This window comes from Nannocystis bainbridge (assembly GCF_028368995.1).
In the GTDB taxonomy this organism is placed as follows: domain Bacteria; phylum Myxococcota_A; class Polyangia; order Nannocystales; family Nannocystaceae; genus Nannocystis; species Nannocystis bainbridge.
The window spans coordinates 2,492,889-2,518,015 of the sequence record NZ_JAQNDL010000001.1 but is presented as its reverse complement, the minus strand read 5'-3'; the positions used below and the strand labels follow the sequence as shown (position 1 = coordinate 2,518,015).

Sequence of the window (25,127 nt, the reverse complement as noted above, 5' to 3'; positions counted from 1 at the left end):
CGAGGGCCATGGTCTAGATTCGGCGATCATGACGATTCCAGCTCGCGTCATCGCTGCGTGCTCGCTGCTGGCCTGTCAGTCGTCACCGCTCGCGGGCGACAGCGAGAGCACGACCACGGACACGACGACCGTGAGCACCGTCGCCGGGCCGACCACCGCCGAGCCGGTCACCGTCACCGCCGATCCGACCGTCGATCCGACCGCCAGCACCACCGGGACGACCGAGCCCGCGGTGCCGGTGTGCGGCGACGGGATCGTGACCTCCGACGAGGCGTGCGACGACGGCAACCAGATCGACGACGACTGCTGCACGAATACCTGTACCAAGGGACAGGTGGCGCCGGGGCAGGTGTGCTGGACCGCGATCATCGAGGGCACCAAGAACGGCGAGGACCTCGCGGGCGGGATCGCGGTGGACGCGGCCGGCGAGATCTACATCGCCGCCAGCGTGGTCGACATGATCGCCGGGCCCGACGCGCGCATCCAAAAATTCGACCCAGGCGGGGTCAGCCAGTGGACGCAGCAGTACGACGGCGGAGTCAACGCCGCCGATTCGGCGATCCGGCTGGCGGCCGAGCCCAGCGGTTTCATGGTCGCGGTCGGTCGGCAGACGATCGCTCAGGGGCAGCCGGGCCTGTTCTGGCTCAGCAAATGCACGCCGACCGGGCAGCTCGTGTGGCAGTTCACCGACGCGGGGCCGGTCGCCGGCGCGTCGATCGCGATGGCTGGCAGCGACTTCGTGGTGGCCGGCAACATCAAGCAGGGTCAGGACACCGACGGGCTGCTGCGCAAGTACGACGCCGACGGGGCCGAGCTGTGGTCGCATTCCCACGTCGGCGAGGGCGGCGGGCTCGATCTCCTGAGCGGCGTGGCGGTCGACGGCGCGGGCAACGTGTTCGCGGTCGGGCGTGAGGCGACGGCGACGCAGGGGTTCGACATCCTCGTGCTGCAGTTCGGGCCCGACGGCGCGCCGGGGTGGAGCGACTCTGTCGATGGCGGCACGGGCGGCGACGATTGGGCGCTCGACGTCGCGGTCGACCTCGACGGCGTGGTGTACGTGGCGGGCCGCGCCGGCACCGGCGGCGGCTACGGGGACGCCTGGCTGCGCAAGTACGAGGCCACCGGCCAGGTGCTGTGGACGGACACCTACGCCGGCGAGTTCGGGGGCAGCGACGACGCCAGGGCGATCGCGGCGGTCGAGGGCGGCGGCTTCGTGGCGGCCGGCGGCACCGCGGTCGGTGAGGACGATGTCGACCTGTGGATCCGCCGCTACGACGGCGACGGCGCGGTGATCTGGACCGACGTCGTCGCCGGCATGAACGGCGGGAACGACAGCGCCACCGACGTGGCGGCGACGCCCGACGGTGGGGTGGTGGTGACGGGCACCGTGACGGTGGCGCCGAGCCTCAACAGCGACGTATGGGTCCGCAAGTACGGACCGTGAGGCGCTCGGGACATGTGCGAAGGGACATGCCCGGTCGGGCATGCTCCTTCGGACAGGTCATGATCCGGTGGCGTCCTCGTCGACGTCCTCGAGCTTGAGCTCCTCGGCGTCGAGGTCCTTGTTCTCGAGCTCGACCTCCTCGTCGACGGCCGTGGGCGCGGGCCAGCGCGGCTCGGGGACGATGAGGGGCCGCTCGGGGGCGGTGATGCGCTCGCCGGCCGAGGTGTCGCGCGGGCCGGTGTACGCGTGGCTGCGCAAATCACGACGGTCGAGGGTGCGCTGCAGCTCCTCCTCGAGGGTGCCGCGGTCGCGCAGGTGCTCGCTGATCCACGCGTCGCGGCGCGACGGGTGATCGTCCTTGGTCGTGCTGCGCAGCTTGCTCTCGACGTCGTCGTCGGCGAACTGCTCGGGCTGCGGTCGTGGGGCCGCAGGCGGGCCGATCCGCAGCAGGTTGGTGACGTCGCGGACCCCCCCGATCTGGTAGGCGATGTCCTCGACCAGCCGCTTGGTGGCGCGGCGGCGGACGTTGCCGCGCAGCAGCACCTCGCCGCGCTCGACGAGGACCTCGACGTCGCTGGCGTCGATCTCGTCGTGCGCCGTGAGGATGACGTGGAGGTCGTCGCGGATCGATTCGTCGCTGCGACGGTAGCCGCGCGGGCCGCGGCCGGTATGGTCAGGGGAGAGGTCTGCCTCGAGCTCCAAGCCTGTATAGTCGAGCTCGGCGTATTCGGACTCGTCGACACGAGTGCCGTCGAGCGTCGCGTACGCGCCGTAGCCCTGGTACGAGGCATCGGCGAGAGGAGCACGTGATTCCGCGAATCCGCCGGGGAATCGCGGCCCCTGTCCGAAATCGCCGGGGTGTCTGAATCCTTCGTCGGTGGGTGGTCTGCGCCGGGTCATCGGAATCTCCTCCGCACTCCAAGTCTTGTCCAAGTTGGGGCGCGGGCAAGCGGCGGCGTCTGCAGCGATGTCACTCGGTCGGGAGCAGGACGACGTCGACGCGCCGCTCGTAGGGCCAATCACTAGGAGCCTCGGGCGCAGCGCCGGCCTCTCCGGCGGCGCGCACGACGATGCTCTCGGGGTCGACGCCCTGCATGGCGAGGAACTCGCTGACAGACTGAGCGCGCGACATGCCGAGCCGGTCGCCGTAGCCGTCGCCACCGCGCGGGTCGCTGTAACCCCGCAGCTCGATCCTGCGGTCGTTCAGCGGGCCGGTGGTCAGGCACTCGGCGACGCGCCGCAGAAGGATGTTGTTCTCCGGGGCTCGCGCGGCGACGTCGAACTCGAAGTAGGCCTCGGGCGCGAGGGGGATGCCACAAGCCGTGGCGAGCGGGACGTCGATGAAGACGCCGGTGATCTCGAGCGGCCGCTCGCCCGCGGGCTCGCCCGGGATGGCGGTGGCAGGCGGCAACGACCTGCGCTCCTCGGCCTCGGCGACGAGGGCGTCGTCGACGCGCTCGGCGACATCCTCCGGGTGCTCGACCGGTCGGTCGGCCGAGGTCTTGTGGCAGCCCGCGCCAGTCGCAAGCAACACCCAGAGGGACAGGTGGACGGCTCTCATGGCCCGGCAAGATTGACGAGCGCGCACGGCCGTCAAGCGCGGGCGTGCTGGACCGCGCCACCAGGCCGCGCCCGCCCCGACGAGCGCCCGTCCGCCCGCCACGGCGGCGCATGACGCGGTCGCCCGCGGATGTTTTCGGGGACATGTCCCGAAGGTCGGGTGGCGTCACGGCCGTCCGCTCGCTGCGAGCGATGACATGTCGCATTGGACATGGCATATAGGACATGTCCAATGTGACATGTAAAAGGTTCAGTACGAGACGCCGATCGAGGCGGCCTGGCGGCGCAGGGTCTCGGTGACGTTCCCGTCGAAGCCGCCGCCGACGCCGGCGGCCTTCTCGGCGTCGCGCAGGAAGGCGTCGCGCTGGACCGAGAGGGCGCGGATCTCCTCGTTCACGGCGGTCCGCTGGCGGCGGATGTCGGCCACGTGGGTGACCTGCTGCTGCTGCGTCATCGTCTTCATGACGTCGGGCAGCTGGTCGGTCGGGATGTCGACGAGGGCCTGGCCGCCGTCGAGCGCGCCGAGCAGGTCCTCGTTGTTCATGCGATCGATCTTGGCGCTGTAGCTGGCAGCCTCGGCGGCGGCGCTGGCCGACATCGCCATGCGGTTGCCGAGCTTGACCTGCGCGTTCAGCTTGTCGCCGTGGCTGCCCCAGGTGAGCACGGTGGCGGAGAGCTGGTTGTTGAGCTGCTGCAGGCGCCCGTCGAAGGGCGTGGCGACGGCGACGACGCCGCCGTTCTGGGCGATCTGGCTGTACTCGCCGTTGGTGGCGGCGGCGATCGCTCGCCACGCGGTCTCGGCCTCGGGCGACAGGCCGCACTGCACGGTGTTGATGACGATGCCGCGCCCGGCGGCGCGTTTGGCCAGCTCGGCGGTGGTCGGGTCGTCGCCATAATCGTCGTGCGGCGGGGCGTCGCCGACGAGGAAGACGAGGCGCAGGGCCTTGTCGCCGTCGCTCCACTGCATGCGGTCGATGGCGTCCTCGAGGCCGCGGCCGACGTGCTCGGGATGATCGCCGCCGCCACCGACCTCGTAGCCGAGCAGCTCGGCGTAGACGGCGTCCATGTCGCTCGAGAAGTCGAACCGCTTCGTGACGTATTCGTCACCGAGATCGCGGTAGGCGACGAGGCCGATGCGCAGCTCGGGTCGTGGCTCGCCCGATGCGAGGCGGTTGGCGATCGCCCAAATCTTCTGCTTCGCGCCCTCGATGAGCCCCGACATGCTTCCCGTGGTGTCGAGGACGAACACGACGTCGATGCGGGGGCGCGCGGCCGCGGACGGTTGCGTCGGTGTCTGGACGACCGTCGGGACCGTCTCGAAGGTCGGCGCCGCGGCGGGCTCGACAGGGCTGCGCAGCGTGGGATGAAGCGCCAGGGCGAGGCAGCAGACGGCGATGGCGCTGGCGGCGAGGACTTCCATGGGGCGGTGACGCATGTCCGCACCGTACGCGTGACACGACGAGGCCGCTGCAGGGCCGCGTGGGCTTTTACACAACCTTGACCGGATGCCGCGCGCACGCGCGAGCGCCTCGCACGATCGGTCGATGGATCGAGGGCGTATGATCCACGGCGACTGCGATGAACTGGTCCCGGCTCGGCATCACGCCGACCGGGCGATGTGGTGCGCGCTGCACATGCAAGAGGCGCTGCGCCGGTTCAACCTCCGCCGCGAGGGCGCCGGGGGGCCGCCGCTGAAGATCGGGGTCGCGCTGCACAGCGGGCGGGTGATCGTCGGCGACATCGGCTCGCCGCGCCGCCGCGAGTACACGGCGATCGGCGACGTGGTCAATGTGGCGTCGCGGCTCGAGGCGCTGACGAAGCAGCTGGCGAGCCCGATCGTGGTGTCGGAGTCGACGCGCTCGCGGATCCGCGGGCCGGTGCGCTTCGTGCAGGCGCCGAAGCAGCCGATCCGCGGGCGCAGCGGGCGAATCGCGGTGTTCCTGCCGGAGTTCGACGCGTCGGTGGGGGTGCGCGAGGGGATCTGGCTGCGGGACCACGAGAGCATCCCGGAGCTGGCGGACGCCGCCGATTCGGCGGGGATCGACGAGACGCTGCAGAGCCTGGCGCCGGCCGAGTCGAGCCCGTGGCTGGCGAAGAAGGAAGTCGCGGCGGTCGGGTCGAGTTGAGGCGCGAGGAGGGCGCGCCGCGAGCTCCTGCGTGCACGAGGAGCGACGTGACCTGGCCGAAAGGCCCCGGTCGCGGCGTTCGTCGGGCGATGCCCGAGCGCGCGACCGCGTGGGTTCGCTGCTATGGTGGCGAGGATGCTCCTGGTTCCGCTCCGCCGAGTCCTCGTGTGCGCGACCGTCCTCGCTGTCGGATGCGGTGAAGCAACGCCCCCGCCGGCGCCCGCGGCCGCGCCCGAGGAGTTCGACGATCCGTTCGCCGACGAGGCCAAGGGGGCCAAGGCGGAGGTCGAGGACGCGGCGGAGGAGGCGAAGACCGTGCCGGTGATCGCGGCCGCCGAACCGGCGCCGACGACGGCGGTGGCGGGCGAGCCGGCGCCGACGACGGTGGCGGGTGAGCCGGGGCCGACGACCGCGGAGCCGACCCCCGCGAGCGCGGTCGCCGAGGTCAAGCCGGACGGCGAGAAGGCGGCGCCGGCGAAGAAGGTCAAGCCGACGGGCGAGAATCAACCTGTCCCGAAGGACAAGTCACCGACGACGCCCGCGCCGGTGGAACCTGTCCCGAAGGACATCCCGCAACCGACGCCCGCGCCGACGCCCGCGCCGACGCCTGCACCGACGCCCGCGCCAGCCCCGGCGGCGCCGGCCCAGCCCGAGCAGGCGCGCTTCGCCGGGACGTTCCGCTACGCCGGCGGCGAGGCCCAGCGCACCAAGCTGACCGAGGCGATCGAGACGACGGTGCAGCAGCTGAACGCGCTGATCCGCGGGATCGGCCGCAAGCGGCTCACCGCGGCCAACCCCATCCGCGATCAGATCACGTTCGCGGTCGACGGCACCAGAGTGACTGCGACGTTCGCCGCGGGGCGCACGGTCACGGGCACGATCGGCGGCTCGGCGGTGGCGTGGACCTCCGACGACGGCTCGCCGCTGACGGTCGCGTTCTCGATCGTCAAGGGTCGCCTGGTGATGGACTTCAAGGCCGACGACGGCGGGCGCCGCAGCACGTTCACGCTCGACGAGACGGGCGACAGGCTGACGATGAGCGTGACGATCACGTCGAGCCGGCTGCCGGAGCCGCTCAAGTACGCGCTGACGTACAAGCGCTCGTGAGCGCGTCTGCAGGCCCGGCGATCGCCGAGTGGGGCGCGGCCCCCACGCGTCGCGGGCGCGGCCCCGTCCGCGCGCACGACGATCGCGGTGGCGAGGGTCCGCCGTGGTCGATACTTTGGCCGGCATGAGCACGAAGGGACTGGCGCTCGCAATCGCGGCAGGCGTCGCGGCGACGAGCTGGGAGGCGCAGGCGGGGCAATTGGTGGTGATGGACGAGACGTGGGTGCACGCGCCCGAGCTCGCCGATTCGCACTACCGGGTGATGCCGACGGGAGAGGTGCCGACGGACTGGACGAGCCCGATCGACTGGACGAAGGGCTCGGTGTGGGTCCACCTCGAGGTGCTGAGCAAGCCGACGGCGCAGGAGACGAAGTTCCAGGTGTGCTTCGAGGCCAACCCGACGTACGCGTGCACGCTGCAGTCGCCGACGTACACCGAGGTCGGGATCTACGCGTGGGAGTCGACGTTCGCGCAGTTCTGGTCGCCGCCGAACCAGTTCGTCGACTGGAAGCAGGGCGTCAACAAGTTCGCGTGCATCCTCAAGGACACGATGAACGGCAAGCCGTCGGCCGACAACGTCGGGCCCGAGACGGCGGCGCTTTACATGCCAACCGAAGTCCGCATGGTCATCACGCTGGTCGAGCCGGGCAGCACGTACGAGCCGCCGGCGCCGCTCGGCGAGGAGACGACCGGCGGGGAGTCGACGACCGGCGAGACGAGCGGGGACACGACGGGCGAGCCCGGGACGACCACGAGCGACACGGGCGGCGAAGCGACGACGGGTGAAGCGACGAGCACGGGGCTGCCGACGACGACGGGCGAGGGCACGAGCGGGGAGTCGACGACTTCGACGAGTGACAGCGAGTCGACGTCGGAGATCAGCGGGGCCGACAGCTTGCCGAGCGAGGCACCGGACACCACCACGAGTGACGGGGCGAGCGCGGGCGACGGGGCCACGGACACGGGCAAGGAGGGCTGCGGCTGCCGCGGCGGCGGTGATGGAGCGGGCTTGTCCGGGCTGGTGGTCGTCGGGCTGGCATGGCGCCGGCGACGGGTGCGCTGACGCGTCAGTTCGAGTTCGGGCAGTAGCCGCCTTTCCGCAGCCAGAACAGCTGGCCCTCGCCGCCGGTCTTCGGGCGATTCGGATCGTCGGCGTACCAGTCGATCGCCTGCTCGAAGTCGTGGAAGACCATGGGGAGATCGAGGTTGCCTCCCCAGCGCCACAGACGACCTTCACCGAGGAAGAGGGTGTCGCTGTGGACGTGCACTTGCCGGAGGTCGTCGGAGATGCCGAGGTCGAGCGCCTGCCACGAGAGGCCGTCATCGATGGAGCGCAACACCGTGCCTCCAGCACCGACGGCGAGCCCCCACCACGGCCGGTCCCAGTGACTGGCCTCGACATGGCACGGCGTGATGAAGTCGACCCACGCGAGGTCCTGCGCGGTGCCGGAAGTGATTGTTTCCCAGGTCGCGCCCTGGTCGGCCGAGCGCACGATCGTGCCGGCGTCACCGACGGCGACGACGATGTCGGATTGCTCGCCGATACCGGTGGCGACGCTGCGGAGCGTGCGGGAGGTCGGCGACTCGACGAGCTCCCAGGCCATCCCGCTCGAGGTGCTGCGAACGATCCGCCCGGATTCGCCGACCGCGACCGCGACCTCGGACATGATCGCCGTGCCCTCGGCGATCTGGCAGGTGATCCGGACCGCCAGCAGGTCCTCCGCGATCGACGGCGTGATGGCTCGTTCCCAGGTCGTGTTCGGCGACTCCGAGAAGAAGATCGCCCCGGCCTCACCCGCGGCCAACATGGTGGGTTGATTGCCGGCGAGGCCGTACAGCGGCGTCCCGAGTTCGGTGTAGACCTGGAAGGTAAACACCTGGCCGCCGTCCGGGGCGGGGTAGAAGACTTCGCCGGATTCGGCGATCCCGACGTTGCCGTCGATCCTGGAGATCCGCGGATCGAGCGGCTCGCTCTCCCACCGCGGACATTCCTCGCCACAGCCGCCCGCGACCGCAGCGAGCGGCAGGATGGTCAGGAGGAACCGTGGAAGCAGCATCGCTCGGGAGCATGTATCAGGTGAGGGCGACCCGCAAGAAGTTCGGGCCGCGCACGGTGAGGTTGTCGAGCCAGGTCGGCTTCTCGCGCAGCTCCCAGCGCGGGAATTTCAGGAGGGCCTCGAGCGCGAGGCGGGCTTCCATGCGGCCGAGGGCGGCGCCGATGCAGTAGTGCGGGCCGACCGAGAACCCGAGGTGGCGGTTGTCGGCGCGGGCGATGTCGAAGCGGTCGGGCTCGGGGAACTGGGCCTCGTCGCGGTTGGCGGCCGCGAACGAGAGGAACAGACGATCGCCGGCATTGAGCTGCTGGCCGTGCCACTCGAACTCGACGCGCGCGACCCGGCCCATGCGCGAGACGGGGCACTCAAAGCGCAGGACCTCCTCGATCGCGCTGGCCAAAAGGCCAGGTTCGTCGCGCAGCCGCTGCAGCTGGTCGGGGAAGCGCAGCAGGCTGTAGACGGTGTTGGCGATCAGGTTGGTGGTGGTCTCGTGGCCGCCGAACAGGATCGCAGTGCAGGTCGACAGCAGCTCCTGCTCGCTGAGCACCGAGCCTTGCTCCTCGGCGACGACGAGGGCCGAGAGCAGGTCCTGGCGCGGGGCTTCGCGCCGCTCGGCGATCGCCTTGCGGAAGTAGTCCTCGAGCTCGAGGATTGCCGCGCGGGCGCCGGCGAGCAGCTGCTGGCTCATGGCGCTGGCGCCGAAGAAGCCGGCGATCGCGTCGGAGCAGGCCTTGAGGCGGTGGCGATCCTCGGGCGGCAGGCCGAGCATGTCGCCGATCACCAGCACCGGCAGCGGGGCCGCCAGCGCGTGCACCAGATCGACCTCGCCCGGCTCGATCGCCGCCATCAGCTCGCCGAGGATCTGCTGGATCCGCGGCCGCCAGGTTTCAATGAGGCGCGGCGTGAAGGCCTGGTTGAGCAGGCCGCGCAGGCGCGTGTGGTCCGGCGGGTCGCGCAGCAAGATCCAGTGCGCGAGGTTGTCGATCACCGGCGCGACCCACTGCCGCGCCTCGGGCGGCAAGCGCTTGGCCATCGCCTCGGCCCGACTGGCCGACAGGCGAGGATCGCGGAAGCCGCTGGCGACGTCGGCGTAGCGCGTGACGATGTACGAGCCCGCGCCCTCGTTGCCGGCGAAGTAGAGCGGGGCCTCGCGACGCAGGCGGGCGAGCACGGGGTAGGGGTCGTCGCGACTCTCGGGGGCGTACAAACCGAGTGGATCGTGCATGGCCTCCGAGGTTAGCGGAGTTCACACGGCGCGGGTCACTGTCCTGGCCGGTGATGTGAAACCAGGGCCCCCCGCGATGGTCGAAGGGCTCGATATCAAGCCGAGCGGGTATTCCCACATCGCGGTACAACCGACTGTCGATGCCAAGAGGTGCGGCCAGCGTGGCTCGTCAGAGATCGGAGTATTGCATGGACTCGTCGCAGACTTCGGTCGCCGATCCATCCGACCATTTCTTGAGGCACAGGTAGCGCTCGGCCGGGTCTTGCATCGCTCGGCACGTCTCGAAATAGGCAGCGCTCTTCAGCGGGATGAGCTCGAGCGCCGATTCGAAGCCTCCCAGATCGGCAGACTGCCAGGTCCGCGAGAGACCCAGGCGGCCGGCGCCAATCCGCAAGAACCCGCCCGACCGCGAGACGCCCCGGTCCGCGGAGAACGTGAAGTGTACGAGGCCCGACGCCCCTTGAACGAGCATGTCGAGGGCACAATCGAGCGCTGTGATGTCCATGACCAGCTCACCGTAACCGGCGTCACACAGCGGGTGCGGCGCGTGCTCACTTCCTCCCTGGCACGCGACTTCAATCGACCCACAAGGCCCCCAGCCGCAGGCCTGATGATCATAGGAGTCGAGCTCGGCATGATCGGGCAGCACACAACGACAGGACGCGCTCGGTTCGACCTCCGCGTCGGAAGCTCCGGTCGAGGCTTCGGTCGTGTCGCCCACGGGTGGTGATGTGTCCGACGAGCTCGTCGTCCCTGCGTCTTCGGTAGGCTGCGTATCTGACCCGTCCCCAGGATCCGCGCTACAACTCATGATCGCCAGCGCGGTGAGCGACAAGGAGATGGGCGACAGCACAAATCGCATGATCGTCTCGCATTCGTGGGAAACTGCGGCGCCGACGCCTTATAGGATGCGATGATGCGCTGAGCTCGCCGATTGCGGCCGGAGTCCCACCGGCGCGATCAAGGCTGGGCGAGCGCGAGCCAGATCCCTTCGTACTCGGTGGCGAGGAGCAGATCGATCGCAGCGTCGGCGTTGGCGTGCAGCGGATGCACGCTCTTCGCCTCCACCTCGACAGCTGCGCTGGCACAGACGGAGAACGCGAGCTCGGCCGTCTGACAGAGCACTTCCAGCCGGCGGGCTCCGCCCTTGTTGTCGCGCAGCAGAACGAGCAGATCGACGAGCCCGTCGGCGTTCATATCGGCGGACGAGGGGGATGAGACCAGGGTGTCGTTTTCACCGAGGTCGTGGGCCGCGAACGGCCAGGAATCGACATCCGCCCGCTCCGGCCAGCCGAGGACCAACCGATTGAGCGGGGGCGCCGGGTATTGGATGAAGTTCGAGTAGAGGGCGAGCGCGGGCCCGCTCACGTCGTGTGCGAGCGCGATGTCTGCCATTCCGAGCTGCATGACATCGAAGCCGTCGCTGAACTCGAGGTCTGCCGCGCCCCACCGGATCTGAAACAGATCGAGGCCCGCGACGGCCAGGTCGGGGTGGCCGTCGGCGTCGAAGTCCGCGACCTCGAAGTCGAACCCGGGCAACGCGTACGTAGCGAGCGGGTCGAATCCACCATCGGGTCGTGCGGTCCAGACCTTGATGGGGCCCGCGAACGTGTCGCCCAGGCCGGCGAGCTCGTCACGCCCGTCCGCGTCGATGTCGACCGCCCTCAAGCCCAGCACCTCACCGATCGTCGAAGTGACCGGCGGGGCGAGGAAGGTCGCGTCGCCGTTGCCCTGGAAGCGATGCACCTGCCCAGCGTAAAAATCGTAGGTGAAGATGTCGGAGTTGCCGTCGTCGTCGAACTCTCCGACCTGGAGCGGAGCGTCGGAGGTCGGCGGCGCTCTCCAGGCGAAGGTGCCGTCGGGTTGCTGGAGAAACAGAGCGGATCCAGCGACGAAATCGGTCCGTTCGTCGTTGTCCAGATCGGCCAGGCGCAGGGGGGCCGTACCCTCTTGCGCGAGCAGCGTCCAGGCGCCCAGACACACCTCGCCGACCTCGAGCTCGCCGTTGTTGCAAGCGGCCGGGCCGCCGCCGTCGGTCGTGCTGGACGCATCGGTGGGCAGCGTTCCGGAGCTCGCGGCGGTGCCCGATGGATCGCTCGTCTCCGCGGCTTCTGAGCTCGAGGGGCCGCCTGGCTCCGGTTGACACCCTGAAAGAACGAGAGGCGCGACGAGCACGATGCATGCGGTGGAACGTCGAATTTGCATGTGCTCGCTCCGAGACGACGGCTCAGCCTAGCGCCATGCAGACCGCTGTGTCCAGACCTCGAGAGATGACGAGCGCTGCTACCATGGCGACGGGATCCGCACCGCCCAAGGAGAGATGATCTGATGTTCGTGCTCCAAAAATCCGCCCTGCTCTTCGGCCTCGTCGGCCTGTTTGTCAGCCAGGAGGCGCGCGCCGAGGATCCTGTCGTCATCGTCGCGCCGCAGGACGGCGCTGTCGTACCGGCCCAGTTCACGGTCAAGGTCACCTATGGTGACATCCAGTACTGCGACACCGACGGCTGCTTCGACATCCCCGCCGAGACGGTGGCTCTCTCGGCGGACAGCAGCACGGTGGAGCAATGCCTGTCCTGTCCCGCCGGCGGGGTCGAGTTCGACATCATGCTCGGACCGGGCGAGCACACGCTCGAGGCATCCGCCGCGGTGGGCACCGTGTTCTCGTATTCCGACCCGATCAAGGTCAGCGTGGAGGAGGCCGCACCCACCGATGCGAGCGACGGCATGGACCCCGGTACGAGCTCGGGCACCGGAGACGGTTCGGGCTCGAGCGGGACGCCCGGCGACGACGACGGATGCGCATGCGGCATGACCGGCGCTCCGTCAGGCGGGCTGGTCTGGCTGGGAATTTCGCTGCTCCTGGCGAGGAGGCGCCGGGCACCGATCGCGGGGCGACCCGTCAGTTGAGGCCCGAGCAGTAGCCGGGGCTCCGGTACCAGAACAGGCGCCCCTCGCCGCCCGCCTTTTCCGGCGCGGTGCGATCGGAGTACCAGTCGATCGTCTGGCCGAAGTCGTGCAGGACCGAGGCCCTGTCGCTGCCCTCGACCAGGACCCACAGTCGGCCGTCACCGAGGATGCGGGTGTCGCTGTGGACGTGGATCTGGCGCATGTCGTCGGGGATCCCGAGGTCGATCGGCTGCCATGTGAGGCCTTCGTCGAGCGACTTCAACACGGTGCCGCCGGTGCCGACCGCATAGCCCGGCCACGGGTCGTCGGGGTCGACCGACTCTGCGTCGCAGGCGCTGACGAAATCGATCCATGCGAGGTCGACGTCGGTGCCGGAGGCGATGACGCTCCAGGTCGCACCGTCGTCCTCCGAGCGCACGATGGCGCCTGCGTCGCCGACGGCGACGGCGACCCTCTCGCTCGCGCCGATGCTGGCTTCGACGCTGCGAAGGGTCCTGGCGGTCGTCGAGTCCGTGAGCTCCCAGCTGCGGCCGGTCGTGGTGCTGCGAAGGATCCGCCCGCGCTCGCCGACGGCGATCGCGATCTCGGGCTGTACGAACGGGTTCGTCCGCCGACATGCGAAGCGTACCGCGAGCAGCGACTCGTCGATAGGCGGCGTGGTCGCTCGCTCCCAGGTGGTGTTCGGCCACGGCGACACGAACACGGCCCCCTTCGCGCCGACGACCAGACCGTCCTCGTAAAGGCCCGCGAGGCCGTACAGCGGTGTCTTCAGCTCGGCGACGACCTCAAACGAGTACGATTCGCCGTCATCCGGGGCGGGGTAGAAGATCTCACCGGTCTTGGAGATCCCGAGGCGGCTCTCGACGCGAGAGATCCGCGGATCGAGCGGCTCTTGCTCCCACCGCGGACAGTCCTCGGCGCAGCCACCAGCGGCCAAGTGGAGGGCCAGGAGAGGGAGGAGCCGGCGAACCTGCACGGTCGAAGTATGGCTCGAGCCAGCGTGCCGCGCAGGCTCCATCGCTCGTAGGAGGCGACTTGTCGTTCACGCTGCGGTCCGGCCTGCGCTCAAATAGGGCCGAAGCAGTTCTGCGGGCCGGGTCGGACGAACAGGGTGCCCTCGGCGATCGCGTACTCTTCGGCGCCGAACGCATCATAGGCGAGGATCTCGCTGTAGAACTCGTGATGGGTGGTGAGCCGGGTGGTGCCGAACGCGCGGGCACCGTCGCCAAGGACGCGCCGCTCGCCGAGCGGCGCAGACCGGGACCATAAAAAACGACGACCCGCCGGCGGGGGGCCGGCGGGTCGTCGCTGTCTCACCGATCACGGCACATGTCCCGGAGGACATGTAGCGAAATCACTGGGGGAAGATCTGCTGGCAGTAGCCGTCGACGCAGGGGCTGTCGGGCTCGCAGCAGTCGGCGTCGGACTCGCAGGCGTTGCCGGCCTCGGAGCAGGCGCCCTTCTCGCCGCAGACCTTGATCTCGCCCATCTGGATGCAGTGGCCGGAGCAGCAGTCGATGCCCGCTTCGCAGGGCTTGTTGGGCTCCTCGATGCAGGGGTCCGGAGCGAAGTAGGCGTTCTCGGACAGGGCGCAGTCCTCCTGGCCGCGGACGTAGAAGGGCGGGTTGGAGGGGTCGCCGCCGGCGTTCGGCGGATCGTTGATGGCGGTGATCCACAGCTGCTGGCGGTTGGCGCCGACGAGGGTGTTGCCGTAGTCGCGGCGGGACATGAAGACGACCCAGAAGTAGCCGCCGGCGCGCAGCGGAGCGAAGGTGGGGTTGAAGCTCTTGTTGTCGGAGCTGGCCTTCTCGAGCATGACCTGGTCGTTGCCGTCGACGCCGACCAGGAACAGCTTGCCGTTGCCGGTCGAGCGCGAACCCTGGGTCGGGCGACCGAACACGAGCCACTCGTTGCCGGGGGAGAAGTTGGGGTAGGCCGGGCGGCCGACGTCGGCGCCCTTGGGGACGATGATCTTCTGGTTGCTGACGGTGATGCCGTCGGGGTTGACGTCGGCGACCACGAGGTCGGCGTTGTTCTGGTCGAAGGTCCAGCCGCCCTGGGGATAGCCGCAGGTGGCGGCGATCTTCTTGCCGTCGGGCGACCAGGCCGGCTCACCACAGCCGGTCTGCAGCACGTTGGGGTTGAGGATCGCCCCGTTCATGGTGTCGATCACCCGCAGCAGCGAGGCGACCGCGTTGGCCGGGTCGTTGGACTGGAGCAGCTTGGTGCCGTCGTGGTTGAAGGCGCTGAAGGTGCCGCCGAGGCCGGGGTTGGGCTGGATGTTGCCGTAGACGGCGGGCTCCTGCGACACGTCGATGGTGAAGGTCGGGAACGGCGAGCCGTTGTCACGCACGGCGGCGACGGTGCGACCGTCGCGGCTGACGGTGTGACAGCCCCAACAGCCGCCGGGCTGGAAGAACTCGTTGGCCTGGGCCTCCTGGGGCTTGATGCTGAGGACGCGGCCGTTGGCGTTGCCGCCGCAGTTGCCGGGCAGCTCCCAGTAGTAGACGCGGCCGGGCAGGCGCGCCTGGGCCATGCGCCAGGTCTGGTTGACCGACTCGTAGAGGTTACCGCCGCTCTTGCGCTGGAGCGAGAAGGAGATCGGGTCGCTCTGGGCGCCCTGGCCGGACTCGCTGATGGCGATCCACTCGGCGGCGTCGATGAGGTGACGGGCCGGGACGTTGGTGGAGAAGTAGAGGGTGTAGTCGTAGAACTGCTCGCTGATGTGCAGCTTGTACTGGTCGCCGTTCTGCACGTTGTTCCACTGGACGATGGGCGCGGCGACCTTGAGCGGGAAGACCGTCTCGTTGTACGGGTAGACGATCGTCATCGACGGGTCGGGGCCGACGGGGTTGCCCCAGCCGGGCTCGAGGCCGCCAGGGTCGAGCTTCTTGATGATCTTGACGGAGACGGAGGTCTCGGCCTGCGCAGCCTGATAGGTGGCCTTGAGGGTGCCAGTGCCGCCGAGGTTGCCGGTGGGCAAGAACTCGGCGTTGAGCTGAATTTCGCCGATCTCGGGCTTGTTGTACGACCAGCCGACGTCGCCGGTGACGTCGACGCCGTTGTAGGTGGCGGTGTAAGCCTGGGTGACGATGACGCCGTCGATGATCTCGAGGGTGACGTCCTTGGGGTTGATGTCGAGGACGCCGTTGCCGGTGTCGGTGCCGGTGTTGGTCTGCGAGGTGCCGGAGGTGTCGGTGACGGTGCCGTCGGTGCTGTCGGTGCCCGGGGACGTGTCGGTGCCGTCGGTGCCGGGCGAAGTCTCGGTGCCCGAGGCGGTGTCGGTGCCGAGCGTGCTGGCCGAGGTCGTGGGCGTGTCCGTGGTCGGGCCCGCGGTGGTCGGGCCGGTGGCGGTGGGATCGGTGGCGGTGGCTGGGCCGGCGGTGGTGCCGGGGCCCGAGTCGGTGACGTTGCCGCTCGAGTCGCCGCACCCGATCAGAGGCAGACACAGGGCAAGCGACAGGTGCGGGACGACGGTCCGTAACGAATGCATGTCGCTCAAGAGACGCGGAGGACGGCCGGCCGTCAAGCGACAGCGATGGGTAGTCGGGACAGGGCGTCAAGGCCAGGTTTGAAACCGCCCGGAGCAGGCGCGAGACAGCACGACGGAGCCGATGCGGACGGGCGGATCCCCCTGAGGCCGGCGGTGCAGACCCTCGATCGGGCCGCGGCGCGAAATCATCATAGCATTGAAAATACGTATCAATAGAGCCGCCGGCGCGATGGCGCGCCGGCGGCCGCGGGTCATGCGATATGTCCCGAAGGACATCTCATGTCACTGGGGGAAGATCTGCTGGCAGTAGCCGTCGACGCAGGGGCTGTCGGGCTCGCAGCAGTCGGCGTCGGACTCGCAGGCGTTGCCGGCCTCGGAGCAGGCGCCCTTCTCGCCGCAGACCTTGATCTCGCCCATCTGGATGCAGTGGCCGGAGCAGCAGTCGATGCCCGCTTCGCAGGGCTTGTTGGGCTCCTCGATGCAGGGGTCCGGAGCGAAGTAGGCGTTCTCGGACAGGGCGCAGTCCTCCTGGCCGCGGACGTAAAAGGGCGGGTTGGAGGGGTCGCCGCCGGCGTTCGGCGGATCGCTGATGGCGGTGATCCACAGCTGCTGGCGGTTGGCGCCGACCAGGGTGTTGCCGTAGTCGCGGCGGGACATGAAGACGACCCAGAAGTAGCCGCCGGCGCGCAGCGGAGCGAAGGTGGGGTTGAAGCTCTTGTTGTCGGAGCTGGCCTTCTCGAGCATGACCGGGTCGTTGCCTTCGACGCCGACGAGGAACAGCTTGCCGTTGCCGGTCGAGCGCGAACCCTGGGTCGGGCGGCCGAACACGAGCCACTCGTTGCCGGGCGAGAAGTTGGGGTAGGCGGGGCGGCCGACGTCGGCGCCCTTGGGGACGATGACCTTCTGGTTGCTGACGGTGATGCCGTCGGGGTTGACGTCGGCGACCACGAGGTCGGCGTTGTTGGCGTCGAAGGTCCAGCCGCCGTTCGGGTAGCCGCAGGTGGCGGCGATCTTCTTGCCGTCGGGCGACCAGGCCGGCTCGCCGCAGCCGGGCTGCAGCACGTTGGGGTTCAAGATCTGGCCGTTCATGGCGTCGATGACGCGCAGCACCGACGCGACGGCGTTGATCGGGTCGTTGGACTGGAGCAGCTTGGTGCCGTCGTGGTTGAAGGCGCTGAAGGTGCCGCCGAGGCCCGGGTTGGGCTGGATGTTGCCGTAGACGGCGGGCTCCTGCGACACGTCGATGGTGAAGGTCGGGAACGGGATGTTGCCGTTGTCGGCGACGACGGCGACGGTGCGGCCGTCGCGGCTGACGGTGTGACAGCCCCAGCAGAAGCCGGGCTGGAAGAACTCGTTGGCCTGGGCCTCCTGCGGCTTGATGCTGAGGACGCGGCCGTTGGCGTCGCCGCCGCAGTTGCCGGGCAGCTCCCAGTAGTAGACGCGGCCGGGCAGGCGCGCCTGGGCCATGCGCCAGGTCTGGTTGACCGACTCGTAGACGTTGTTGCCGCTCTTGCGCTGGAGCGTGAAGGAGATCGGGTCGCTCTGGGCGCCCTGGCCGGACTCGCTGATGGCGATCCACTCGGCGGCGTCGATGAGGTGACGCGCGGGGACGTTGGTCGAGAAGTAGAGGGTGTAGTCGTAGAACTGCTCGCTGATGTGCAGCTTGTACTGGTCGCCGTTCTGCACGTTGTTCCACTGGACGATGGGCGCGGCGACCTTGAGCGGGAAGACCGTCTCGTTGTACGGGTAGACGATCGTCATCGACGGGTCGGGGCCGACGGGGTCGCCCCATCCGGGCTCGATGCCGCCGGGGTCGAGCTTCTTGATGATCTTGACGGAGACGGAGGTCTCGGCCTGCGCGGCCTGATAGGTGGCCTTGAGGGTGCCGGTGCCGCCGAGGTTGCCGGTGGGCAAGAACTCGGCGTTGAGCTGAATTTCGCCGATCTCGGGCTTGTTGTACGACCAGCCGACGTCGCCGGTGACGTCGACGCCGTTGTAGGTGGCGGTGTAAGCCTGGGTGACGATGACGCCGTCGATGATCTCGAGGGTGACGTCCTTGGGGTTGATGTCGAGGACGCCGTTGCCGGTGTCGGTGCCGGTGTTGGTCTGCGAGGTGCCGGTGGTGTCGGTGACGGTGCCGTCGGTGCTGTCGGTGCCCGGGGACGTGTCGGTGCCGTCGGTGGCGGGCGAGGTCTCGGTGCCCGAGGCGGTGTCGGTGCCGAGGGTGCTGGCCGAGGTCGTGGGCGTGTCCGTGGTCGGGCCCGCGGTGGTCGGTCCGGTGGCGGTGGGATCGGTGGCGGTGGCCGGGCCGGCGGTGGTGCCGGGGCCCGAGTCGGTGACGTTGCCGCTCGAGTCGCCGCAGGCGGTCAGAGGGAGACACAGGAGCAGCGACAGACGAGGTACGACGGTCCGTAACGAATGCATGAGGCCCAAGAGACGCGCGGGCGCGCCGGCCGTCAAGGGGCATGCGGCTGACCGGCGAGGGAGCGGGCCGAGGCGCGCGCGACGGCCCGAGTTGATAGAGTGTGCAGCAAGAGGATCCACCCATGCGACTGGCCATCATCCCCCTGCTCCTGTGCTTCGTCGGTTGTGACAAACCCAGTCCCACGACCGAGCCGCCGACGACCGCGGTCACCGAGTTCCACGTCTCGATCTTCAACGCCTGCGCCACCGACGTCACGGTCGAGGTCGGCGCCGCGGCGGGCAGCGGGCGCAAGGTGCTGCTGCTCAACGAGGCCCGCGAGACGATCACCGGCGGGACCGAGAAGATGTTCTTGATCGGCAAGGACGGCGAGGTGCTGGCCACGTACGCGCCGATCCAGGGCAAGCAGAAGGCGCAGGTGACGAGCGACTGCACGGCGATCGAGCGCCTCGAGTGAGCCGCGGCTTGTCGGCCGCAGGCGGCGCGGATATGCTCGCCGACGCATGCTCCGCCCGTCGCTCGCGTTCGCCGTCGCGCTCGCCGTGTCCGCCTGCTCCGCGGCGCCGGCCGGTGCGCTCGCGGTGCACACGGCGTCGCGCTCGGAGTCGCTGCTGGCGGCCCGCCTGACCGCGCTGCCGCAGGTCGAGGTGAAGGACGGGGACATTCGCCACGTCGGGCCGCGGCTGCGCGAGGCGCTGCTGGCGGCGGGGGTCCCGGCGGGGGTCGACGTCGAGGCGACCGGGGCTGACGGCGAGCCGAAGACGATCGACGCGGCCACGGTCAAACGCGACGACGTGATCGTGGCGCTCGGGCTGCCGGACGCCGAGGGGCCGCTGCGGCTGGGGGTCCCGGGGTCGCCGGGGCTGTCGGTCCGCGGGCTGATCGGGCTGCGGGCGCTGCTGGCGGCGGCGCCCTGAGTGAAGAGACATGTTTGAAGGGACAGGGGCGAAGGGACATGGCTGAAGAGACACGTGTACTGCCGGCCGAGTGGGCGCCGCAGGCCGGGGTGATGTTGACGTGGCCGCACGCGGACAGCGACTGGGGCCCGATGCTGGCGCGGGTCGAGCCGGTGTTCGTCGAGATCGCGCGGCAGATCGCGCTGCGCGAGGTCGTGGTGATCGCGTGCCACGACGCGGCTCTGGCCGGCCACGTGCGGGCGCTGCTGCGCCGGGCCGGGGTCGACGACGCGCGGGCGCGGCTGCACGCGGTCGCCTGCGACGACACCTGGGCCCGCGATCACGGGCCGCTGACGGTGACGATCGCGGGGACGCCGCGGGTGCTCGACTTCGAGTTCAACGGCTGGGGCGGCAAGTTCGCGGCTTCCCGGGACGACGTCGTCCCGCAGCGCCTGCACGCGCTCGGGGCCTTCGGCGCGGCGCCGCTCGAGGTCGTGCCGCTTATCCTCGAGGGCGGCAGCGTCGAGTCCGACGGCGAGGGCACGATCCTCACCACCGAGCGCTGCTTGCTGTCCGATCACCGGAGCGGCCTCGGGCTCGCAGAGGTCGAGTCGGCGCTGCAGCGCCACCTCGGCGCGACGCGGGTGCTGTGGCTGCGCCGCGGCTGGCTCGAGGGCGACGACACCGACGGGCACATCGACACGCTGGCCAGGCTCTGCGACGCGCGCACGATCGCCTACCAGAGCTGCACCGACGCCGACGACTCGCACTGGGACGAGCTGCAGGCCATGGCCGACGAGCTGGCCGGGCTGCGCACCGCCGCCGGCGAACCGTACGAGCTGGTGCCGCTGCCGTGGCCGCGCCCGCGCTTCGGCGAGGACGGGCGCCGCTTGCCCGCGACCTACGCCAATTTCCTCATCCTCGACGGCGCGGTGCTGGTGCCCACCTATGACGACCCGGCCGACGCGCAGGCGCTGTCGCGGCTGGCCGGGGTGTTCCCCGGGCGCGAGGTGGTGGGCGTCGATTGCCTGCCGCTCATCGAACAGGGCGGCAGCCTGCATTGCCTGACGATGCAACTGCCGCGGCCGCTGAGCGTGGGACCGTCCACCGCAGCCTGATGATGTCCTGAAGGACAGATCGCCTCCGGCCGCTCGAGGCGGGGGGTCGAGCCCGCGCGAGCCCGCGGGGGCGCGGCAGACGTCTCGTCAGCCGTCGTTCGCGGCGGGCTCGGTTGCACCGATCGTCGAGGGTGCTAAGGAGGGCGGCCGCACCGTGTCGCGATGGTCGGCGCATCAGGAGGACGAGATGTCGACGGACGATCGCAACGAGAAGGACGAGGCTCCCCGCGGGCCCGGTAATTGCCCCGAACTTACGACGAATCAGGGGGTCGCAGTCGGCGACGACAACAACTCGCTCAAGGCCGGACAGCGCGGCCCGACGCTGCTCGAAGACTTCATCCTGCGCGAGAAGATCACCCACTTCGACCACGAGCGGATCCCCGAACGGGTGGTCCACGCCCGCGGCGAAGGGGCCCACGGCTACTTCGAGGTCACGAACTCGCTGAAGAAGCTGACGACCGCCAAGTTCTTGCGCAAGGTCGGGCAGAAGACGCGGGTGTTCGTCCGCTTCTCGACGGTGGCCGGCTCGCGGGGCTCGACCGACCTGGCCCGCGACGTGCGCGGCTTCGCGGTCAAGTTCTACACCGAGGACGGCATCTTCGACCTCGTGGGCAACAACATCCCGGTGTTCTTCATCCAGGACGCGATCAAGTTCCCCGACGTGATCCACGCGGTGAAGCCGGAGCAGGACAACGAGATCCCGCAAGCGGCCTCGGCCCACGACACGTTCTGGGACTTCGCGTCCTTGACGCCCGAGTCGACGCACATGCTGATGTGGGTGATGTCGGACCGGGCCATCCCCCGCAGCCTGCGCATGATCGAGGGCTTCGGCGTCAACACGTTCCGCCTGCTCGACGAGGACGGCAAGGCCCACTTCGTCAAGTTCCACTGGAAGCCGAAGCTCGGCCTCCACTCGGTGGTGTGGGACGAGGCGCAGAAGATCAGCGGCAAGAACTCCGACTACCACCGCCTCGACCTGTGGCAGGCGATCGAGCGCGGTCAGTACCCCGAGTGGGAGTTTGCGATCCAGACCATCCCCGAGGGCGAGGAGGGCCAGTTCCCGTTCGACGTGCTCGACGCGACCAAGGTGTGGCCGGAGCAGCTGGCGCCGCTGCAGAAGGTCGGCCGCCTGGTGCTCGACCGCAACCCCGACAACTTCTTCGCCGAGACCGAGCAGGTCGCGTTCTGCCCGTCGCACCTGGTGCCCGGCATCGACTTCTCGGAGGACCCGCTGCTGCAGGGCCGGCTGTTCTCGTACCTCGACACGCAGCTGAGCCGCCTCGGCAGCCCGAACTTCCACGAGCTGCCGATCAACCGCCCTGAAAACGCGATCGTCAACAATCAGCGCGACGGGCACATGCGCCACATGGTCAACAAGGGGCCGGTCGCCTACTCGCCGAATTCGCTGGCGAAGGGCTGCCCGTTCCAGGCCGGCGGCAAAGGGTTCAACAGCTTCCCCGCGCCGCAGGAGGGCAAGAAGGTCCGCGAGCGCAGCCCGCGGTTCGGCGACCACTTCGGCCAGGCCGAGCTGTTCTGGCGCAACCAGGCCGACTACGAGAGGCAGCACATCGTCGACGCGTTCAGCTTCGAGCTCAGCAAGGTCGACGCGGTGCCGGTCCGCAAGCGCATGGTCGACCTGCTGACCCAGGTCGACGTCCAGCTGGCCGAGCGCGTGGCCAAGAACCTCGGGCTCACCGTCGACGACCCGGCCTCGGCGATGAAGCGCCTCAAGGCCGAGTGGTCGAAGTTCGGCGTGACCTCGGCGCCGGGCCTGCGCCAGGACTACTCCAAGGTCAAGGCGCCCGAGCTCAGCATGGCCCACACGGTCAAGGACACCATCCAGACCCGGCAGATCGCGGTGCTGGTGGCGGACGGGGTCGACGGCGCCCAGGTCGACGCGCTCAAGGCGGCGCTGACCGCCGGCGGCGCGACCGTCGAGGTGGTGGCGCCTTCGATGGCCCCGGTCAAGCGCAGCGACGGCAAGCCGCTCGCGCCGCAGAAGTCGCTGCGAACGGCGGCGTCGGTGTTCTACGACGCGGTCTACGTGCCCGGCGGGGCCGACAGCGCGGCGGCGCTGAAGAAGGAGGGCGCGGCGCTCCACTTCGTCGCCGAGGCGTTCGCCCACTACAAGCCGCTCGCGGCCACCGGCGAGGGCCTCGACCTGCTGCTCGCCAGCAACATCCTGCCGGCGGGCGGGTCGGAGGCCGACCTGCTCAAAGAGCCAGGTGTGGTCGGGGCCCGCAAGCCGGCCGACCTGCAGCAGGTGGCGCAGCAGTTCGTCAAGGCGATCGCCAACCACCGCTTCTTCGACCGCAAGGACGTCGGACGCGTGCCGGCGTGATCGCCGGCGCAGACGAGCGCGGCCGCGCTGCGGCTCGCGCTCGCCCGCGTGCGTGGGCGCGGACGCGTGACGAGCAGGCGCGCAGGCGGCCGGCGCCGCGCCCGTGAAACCGCGTGGAACGGCGATTTCGCCGCTTCGAGGCCGGCGCGTCGGCTTGCCGGCGATCGCCGGCCGAGACGCGGGCATAATCCGCCGGCCTATGAACGTCCCCGTCCTGACCTCGCGGATCGACTCGGTCACGGTGTATCGCCAGGGCGCGCTCGTCACTCGCTCGGCGATCTTGCTGGCGGCCCAGCCGGTGCCGCCGCAGGTCAAGCTGCTCGGGTTGCCGCTCAGCCTCGACGACGGCTCGGTCCGCGTGCGCGTCGAGGGTGAGGGCGGCGAGCTGCCGGTGGCGATGGACCTGCGGGTCGCGCTCGACCTGGCGGTGCCCGATCCATCACTGCCGCCTCCCGACGACGCCGAGCTCAAGCAGGCCCGCCGGGACGTCCGCGCGCTCGCCGACCGCCGCGCCCACCTCGAGGCCCAGCGCGCCCGCATCGAGCGGCTGCAGGTGTACGAGCGCCCGGCCAACAAGCGCGGGCAACCACCGCGGCCGTCGCCGACAGCGGCGCGGCTGTCTCTGGTGGCGTTCCAGCAGCAGCAGATCGCGGCCATCGACGCGCAGCTGCAGCGGCTGCGCGAGGAGCAGCGCCAGGCCGAGGAGCGCCGCGAGCACCTCGAGGCCCGGCGCAAGGCGGCCTCGAAGGCGCGCCAGGCCAAGCCGCACGAGCTGCGCAAGGCGGCGCTGATCAGCCTGCGCGCGCGCGACGTGCCGCCGGCGCCGGTGCGGCTGATCATCGAGTACATGGTGCCCGGCGCCCGCTGGGCCCCGGCCTACGCGGTCAGCCTGACGCGCGACATGGCCCGGGCGACGGTGGCGGTGCGGGCGATGGTGGCTCAGGACACCGGCGAGGACTGGGCCGGCGTGCGCCTCACGCTGGCCACCGCCGACGCCCAGCGATGGGTCGAGCTGCCGGAGATGCAGGCGCTGCGGATCGGTCGCCGCCAACCAGCGCCGCAGCGCCGCGGCTGGCGAGCGCCGCCGGCCGGGGCGGGTGAGCTCTACGCCGATTACGATCGCTTCCTCGCCGCCGGGTCCGTGCCGCGGTCCAAGCCGACGCCCGAGCCGGTGCCCAGCGAGGCGTGGGCCGACCCCGAGACGGAGGCCTCGATCGAGGTGCTCGCCGACATGCCGCGCGAGCACACGCAGGACGGGAGCATCAGCCCGCAGTACCAGCAGCGCTCGAGGCAGCTCGAGCAGGCCCGCAACCAGCCGGCGCCCGGGGCTGGGCGACCGTCACCCAAAGTCAGCGCGCCGCCGATGGTGATGCGCTCGGGGGCACCGCCGCCGTCGCCCGCATCGCCCCAGCCGGTGATGGCCTCGGCGCCCCTGCCTCGCAAGGGCGGCCTCGGCGGAGCCCTGGCCGACGCGGTCGGCGGCTTCTTCGGCGGGGCCGAGGGCGGCGGGCCGCAGGGCGGGCTGGCTCGCCCGGGGCCCGAGCCCGAGCACGAGGCGGCGCCCGAGCAGCTGGCCTATGGCGACCTGCGCATGCCTGGGCCCGAGGCCGGCCGGCGCGGCGTGCTGACGCTGACGCACCGGCGCGAGCGCTACCTCGAGATGTTGTGGGTGCGCGAGGTGACGCGCGAGCTCGACGTGGTGTCGCTGATCGACGGCGCGGTGACGCGGGCCCAGCAGGCGGGCGGTCGCGGGCTGCCGCCGCGCCACCGGTTCGCCGAGTCGTGGTTCGGCTTCGACTACGTGTACGCCGCCGAGACGCCGGTCGACATCCCGTCCGACGGCGACTACCACTCGGTGCCGCTGCTCACCCAGGCGGCGCCGATCCAGCTCGGCTACGTCGTGGTGCCGCGCGAGAGCACCGACGTGTACCGCTTCGTCAAGCTGAAGAACCCGCTCGACGCGCCGCTCTTGCCGGGCCCGGCGGACATCTACGTCGGCGGCGACTACTTGCTGTCGGCCGACCTCAAGGTCGCCCCGCCGCGCGGCGAGGTGCAGATCGGCCTCGGCGTCGAGCAGGCGATCAAGGTCTCGCGCAACACCCACTTCCGCGAGGAGGCGGCCGGCTTGATGGGCGGCTCGCTGTCGCTGCGCCACGACCTCGAGTTCGAGGTCGCCAACCGCTCGCCGCGGCCGGTCGAGGTCGAGGTGCAGGAGCGGCTGCCGAGCGTGCGCGAGCGCGAGGACGAGATCCAGGTCGAGGTCGGCGCGGTCGAGCCGGCGTGGGCGCCGTTCGAGCCCGAGGACTACGCGCTGAAGGGCGGCTACCGCTGGCGCGTGCAGGTCCCTGCCGGTCAGCAGAAGAAGCTCACCGCGACCTACGTGGTCCGGATCTCCGCGAAGAAGGAACTGGTCGGCGGCAACCGCCGGGAGTGA

The 25,127-nt window shown here is 70.2% G+C and carries 21 protein-coding genes; 10 read left to right on the top strand and 11 right to left on the bottom strand.

The window, feature by feature from the left end; translation table 11 throughout:
* The first annotated feature begins 28 nt into the window (after positions 1 to 28).
* Positions 29 to 1,444: a DUF4215 domain-containing protein gene (locus POL25_RS09855; protein WP_272085680.1), complete on the top strand. Its 1,416-nt coding sequence runs from the start codon at positions 29 to 31 to the stop codon at positions 1,442 to 1,444.
* A 57-nt stretch (positions 1,445 to 1,501) separates the two neighbouring features.
* On the opposite strand, the gene POL25_RS09850 is transcribed toward POL25_RS09855, so the two are convergent.
* From POL25_RS09850 to POL25_RS09840, 3 genes are all read right to left on the bottom strand, one after another.
* Positions 1,502 to 2,146 carry a BON domain-containing protein gene (locus POL25_RS09850; RefSeq protein ID WP_272085679.1) on the bottom strand — a complete coding sequence of 215 codons (645 nt, stop codon included), beginning with the start codon at positions 2,144 to 2,146 and terminating at the stop codon, positions 1,502 to 1,504.
* 268 nt (positions 2,147 to 2,414) lie between these two features.
* The gene (locus POL25_RS09845) at positions 2,415 to 3,005 is read right to left on the bottom strand and encodes an OmpA family protein (RefSeq protein WP_272085678.1); all 591 of its coding nucleotides are present in this window, start codon (positions 3,003 to 3,005) and stop codon (positions 2,415 to 2,417) included.
* Positions 3,006 to 3,254: 249 nt separating this feature from the next.
* A complete protein-coding gene (locus tag POL25_RS09840; protein WP_272085677.1) occupies positions 3,255 to 4,439 on the bottom strand; it encodes a vWA domain-containing protein in 1,185 nt (394 codons plus the stop codon).
* Positions 4,440 to 4,548: 109 nt separating this feature from the next.
* Here POL25_RS09840 and POL25_RS09835 point away from each other — a divergent pair, with 109 nt between their 5' ends.
* The 3 genes from POL25_RS09835 to POL25_RS09825 all read left to right on the top strand — a co-directional run bounded on the left by POL25_RS09835 (position 4,549) and on the right by POL25_RS09825 (position 7,300).
* Positions 4,549 to 5,130, top strand: a complete 582-nt coding sequence (locus tag POL25_RS09835) for an adenylate/guanylate cyclase domain-containing protein (RefSeq protein ID WP_272085676.1) — start codon at positions 4,549 to 4,551, stop codon at positions 5,128 to 5,130.
* 135 nt (positions 5,131 to 5,265) lie between these two features.
* Positions 5,266 to 6,237 carry a hypothetical protein gene (locus POL25_RS09830; protein WP_272085675.1) on the top strand — a complete coding sequence of 324 codons (972 nt, stop codon included), beginning with the start codon at positions 5,266 to 5,268 and terminating at the stop codon, positions 6,235 to 6,237.
* A gap of 124 nt (positions 6,238 to 6,361) precedes the next feature.
* Positions 6,362 to 7,300 carry an MYXO-CTERM sorting domain-containing protein gene (locus POL25_RS09825; protein WP_272085674.1) on the top strand — a complete coding sequence of 313 codons (939 nt, stop codon included), beginning with the start codon at positions 6,362 to 6,364 and terminating at the stop codon, positions 7,298 to 7,300.
* Between the two features lie 4 nt (positions 7,301 to 7,304).
* Here the strand turns inward: POL25_RS09825 and POL25_RS09820 are convergent, their stop codons facing one another.
* The 4 genes from POL25_RS09820 to POL25_RS09805 form a co-directional block, all read right to left on the bottom strand.
* A complete protein-coding gene (locus tag POL25_RS09820; RefSeq protein ID WP_272085673.1) occupies positions 7,305 to 8,294 on the bottom strand; it encodes a sialidase family protein in 990 nt (329 codons plus the stop codon).
* 16 nt (positions 8,295 to 8,310) lie between these two features.
* On the bottom strand, positions 8,311 to 9,516 hold the full coding sequence (locus tag POL25_RS09815; protein WP_272085672.1) for a cytochrome P450: 1,206 nt from the start codon (positions 9,514 to 9,516) through the stop codon (positions 8,311 to 8,313).
* A 169-nt stretch (positions 9,517 to 9,685) separates the two neighbouring features.
* Entirely contained in the window at positions 9,686 to 10,369 is a 684-nt protein-coding gene (locus POL25_RS09810) for a hypothetical protein (RefSeq protein WP_272085671.1), read from the bottom strand.
* 107 nt (positions 10,370 to 10,476) lie between these two features.
* Positions 10,477 to 11,691, bottom strand: a complete 1,215-nt coding sequence (locus POL25_RS09805) for an FG-GAP repeat domain-containing protein (protein WP_272085670.1) — start codon at positions 11,689 to 11,691, stop codon at positions 10,477 to 10,479.
* Positions 11,692 to 11,850: 159 nt separating this feature from the next.
* On the opposite strand from POL25_RS09805, the gene POL25_RS09800 reads away from it, so the two are divergent.
* On the top strand, positions 11,851 to 12,423 hold the full coding sequence (locus tag POL25_RS09800; RefSeq protein ID WP_272085669.1) for a hypothetical protein: 573 nt from the start codon (positions 11,851 to 11,853) through the stop codon (positions 12,421 to 12,423).
* Here the strand turns inward: POL25_RS09800 and POL25_RS09795 are convergent.
* From POL25_RS09795 to POL25_RS09780, 4 genes are all read right to left on the bottom strand, one after another.
* A complete protein-coding gene (locus POL25_RS09795; RefSeq protein ID WP_272085668.1) occupies positions 12,416 to 13,399 on the bottom strand; it encodes a WD40/YVTN/BNR-like repeat-containing protein in 984 nt (327 codons plus the stop codon). The genes POL25_RS09800 and POL25_RS09795 overlap by 8 nt on opposite strands.
* Before the next feature lie 89 nt (positions 13,400 to 13,488).
* On the bottom strand, positions 13,489 to 13,740 hold the full coding sequence (locus tag POL25_RS09790; RefSeq protein WP_272085667.1) for a hypothetical protein: 252 nt from the start codon (positions 13,738 to 13,740) through the stop codon (positions 13,489 to 13,491).
* Positions 13,741 to 13,777: 37 nt separating this feature from the next.
* On the bottom strand, positions 13,778 to 15,916 hold the full coding sequence (locus POL25_RS09785; RefSeq protein ID WP_272085666.1) for a hypothetical protein: 2,139 nt from the start codon (positions 15,914 to 15,916) through the stop codon (positions 13,778 to 13,780).
* Between the two features lie 282 nt (positions 15,917 to 16,198).
* Positions 16,199 to 18,340, bottom strand: a complete 2,142-nt coding sequence (locus POL25_RS09780) for a hypothetical protein (protein WP_272085665.1) — start codon at positions 18,338 to 18,340, stop codon at positions 16,199 to 16,201.
* A gap of 122 nt (positions 18,341 to 18,462) precedes the next feature.
* On the opposite strand from POL25_RS09780, the gene POL25_RS09775 reads away from it, so the two are divergent.
* The 5 genes from POL25_RS09775 (at position 18,463) to POL25_RS09755 (ending at position 25,127) form a co-directional block, all read left to right on the top strand.
* Positions 18,463 to 18,795, top strand: a complete 333-nt coding sequence (locus POL25_RS09775; RefSeq protein WP_272085664.1) for a hypothetical protein — start codon at positions 18,463 to 18,465, stop codon at positions 18,793 to 18,795.
* 46 nt (positions 18,796 to 18,841) lie between these two features.
* Entirely contained in the window at positions 18,842 to 19,255 is a 414-nt protein-coding gene (locus POL25_RS09770; RefSeq protein ID WP_272085663.1) for a molybdopterin-binding protein, read from the top strand.
* Positions 19,256 to 19,293: 38 nt separating this feature from the next.
* A complete protein-coding gene (locus tag POL25_RS09765) occupies positions 19,294 to 20,352 on the top strand; it encodes an agmatine deiminase family protein (RefSeq protein WP_272085662.1) in 1,059 nt (352 codons plus the stop codon).
* A gap of 187 nt (positions 20,353 to 20,539) precedes the next feature.
* The gene (locus POL25_RS09760) at positions 20,540 to 22,693 is read left to right on the top strand and encodes a catalase (RefSeq protein WP_272085661.1); all 2,154 of its coding nucleotides are present in this window, start codon (positions 20,540 to 20,542) and stop codon (positions 22,691 to 22,693) included.
* Between the two features lie 199 nt (positions 22,694 to 22,892).
* A complete protein-coding gene (locus POL25_RS09755; protein ID WP_272085660.1) occupies positions 22,893 to 25,127 on the top strand; it encodes a DUF4139 domain-containing protein in 2,235 nt (744 codons plus the stop codon).

Coding starts and splice junctions, on each gene's coding strand:
- POL25_RS09775 (WP_272085664.1), top strand. CDS start 18,463: ATGCGACTGGCCATCATCCCCCTGCTCCTGTGCTTCGTCGGTTGTGAC.
- POL25_RS09760 (WP_272085661.1), top strand. CDS start 20,540: ATGTCGACGGACGATCGCAACGAGAAGGACGAGGCTCCCCGCGGGCCC.
- POL25_RS09785 (WP_272085666.1), bottom strand. CDS start 15,916: ATGCATTCGTTACGGACCGTCGTCCCGCACCTGTCGCTTGCCCTGTGT.
- POL25_RS09835 (WP_272085676.1), top strand. CDS start 4,549: ATGGATCGAGGGCGTATGATCCACGGCGACTGCGATGAACTGGTCCCG.
- POL25_RS09755 (WP_272085660.1), top strand. CDS start 22,893: ATGAACGTCCCCGTCCTGACCTCGCGGATCGACTCGGTCACGGTGTAT.
- POL25_RS09780 (WP_272085665.1), bottom strand. CDS start 18,340: ATGCATTCGTTACGGACCGTCGTACCTCGTCTGTCGCTGCTCCTGTGT.
- POL25_RS09825 (WP_272085674.1), top strand. CDS start 6,362: ATGAGCACGAAGGGACTGGCGCTCGCAATCGCGGCAGGCGTCGCGGCG.
- POL25_RS09820 (WP_272085673.1), bottom strand. CDS start 8,294: ATGCTGCTTCCACGGTTCCTCCTGACCATCCTGCCGCTCGCTGCGGTC.
- POL25_RS09815 (WP_272085672.1), bottom strand. CDS start 9,516: ATGCACGATCCACTCGGTTTGTACGCCCCCGAGAGTCGCGACGACCCC.
- POL25_RS09840 (WP_272085677.1), bottom strand. CDS start 4,439: ATGCGTCACCGCCCCATGGAAGTCCTCGCCGCCAGCGCCATCGCCGTC.
- POL25_RS09765 (WP_272085662.1), top strand. CDS start 19,294: ATGGCTGAAGAGACACGTGTACTGCCGGCCGAGTGGGCGCCGCAGGCC.
- POL25_RS09830 (WP_272085675.1), top strand. CDS start 5,266: ATGCTCCTGGTTCCGCTCCGCCGAGTCCTCGTGTGCGCGACCGTCCTC.
- POL25_RS09770 (WP_272085663.1), top strand. CDS start 18,842: ATGCTCCGCCCGTCGCTCGCGTTCGCCGTCGCGCTCGCCGTGTCCGCC.
- POL25_RS09845 (WP_272085678.1), bottom strand. CDS start 3,005: ATGAGAGCCGTCCACCTGTCCCTCTGGGTGTTGCTTGCGACTGGCGCG.
- POL25_RS09855 (WP_272085680.1), top strand. CDS start 29: ATGACGATTCCAGCTCGCGTCATCGCTGCGTGCTCGCTGCTGGCCTGT.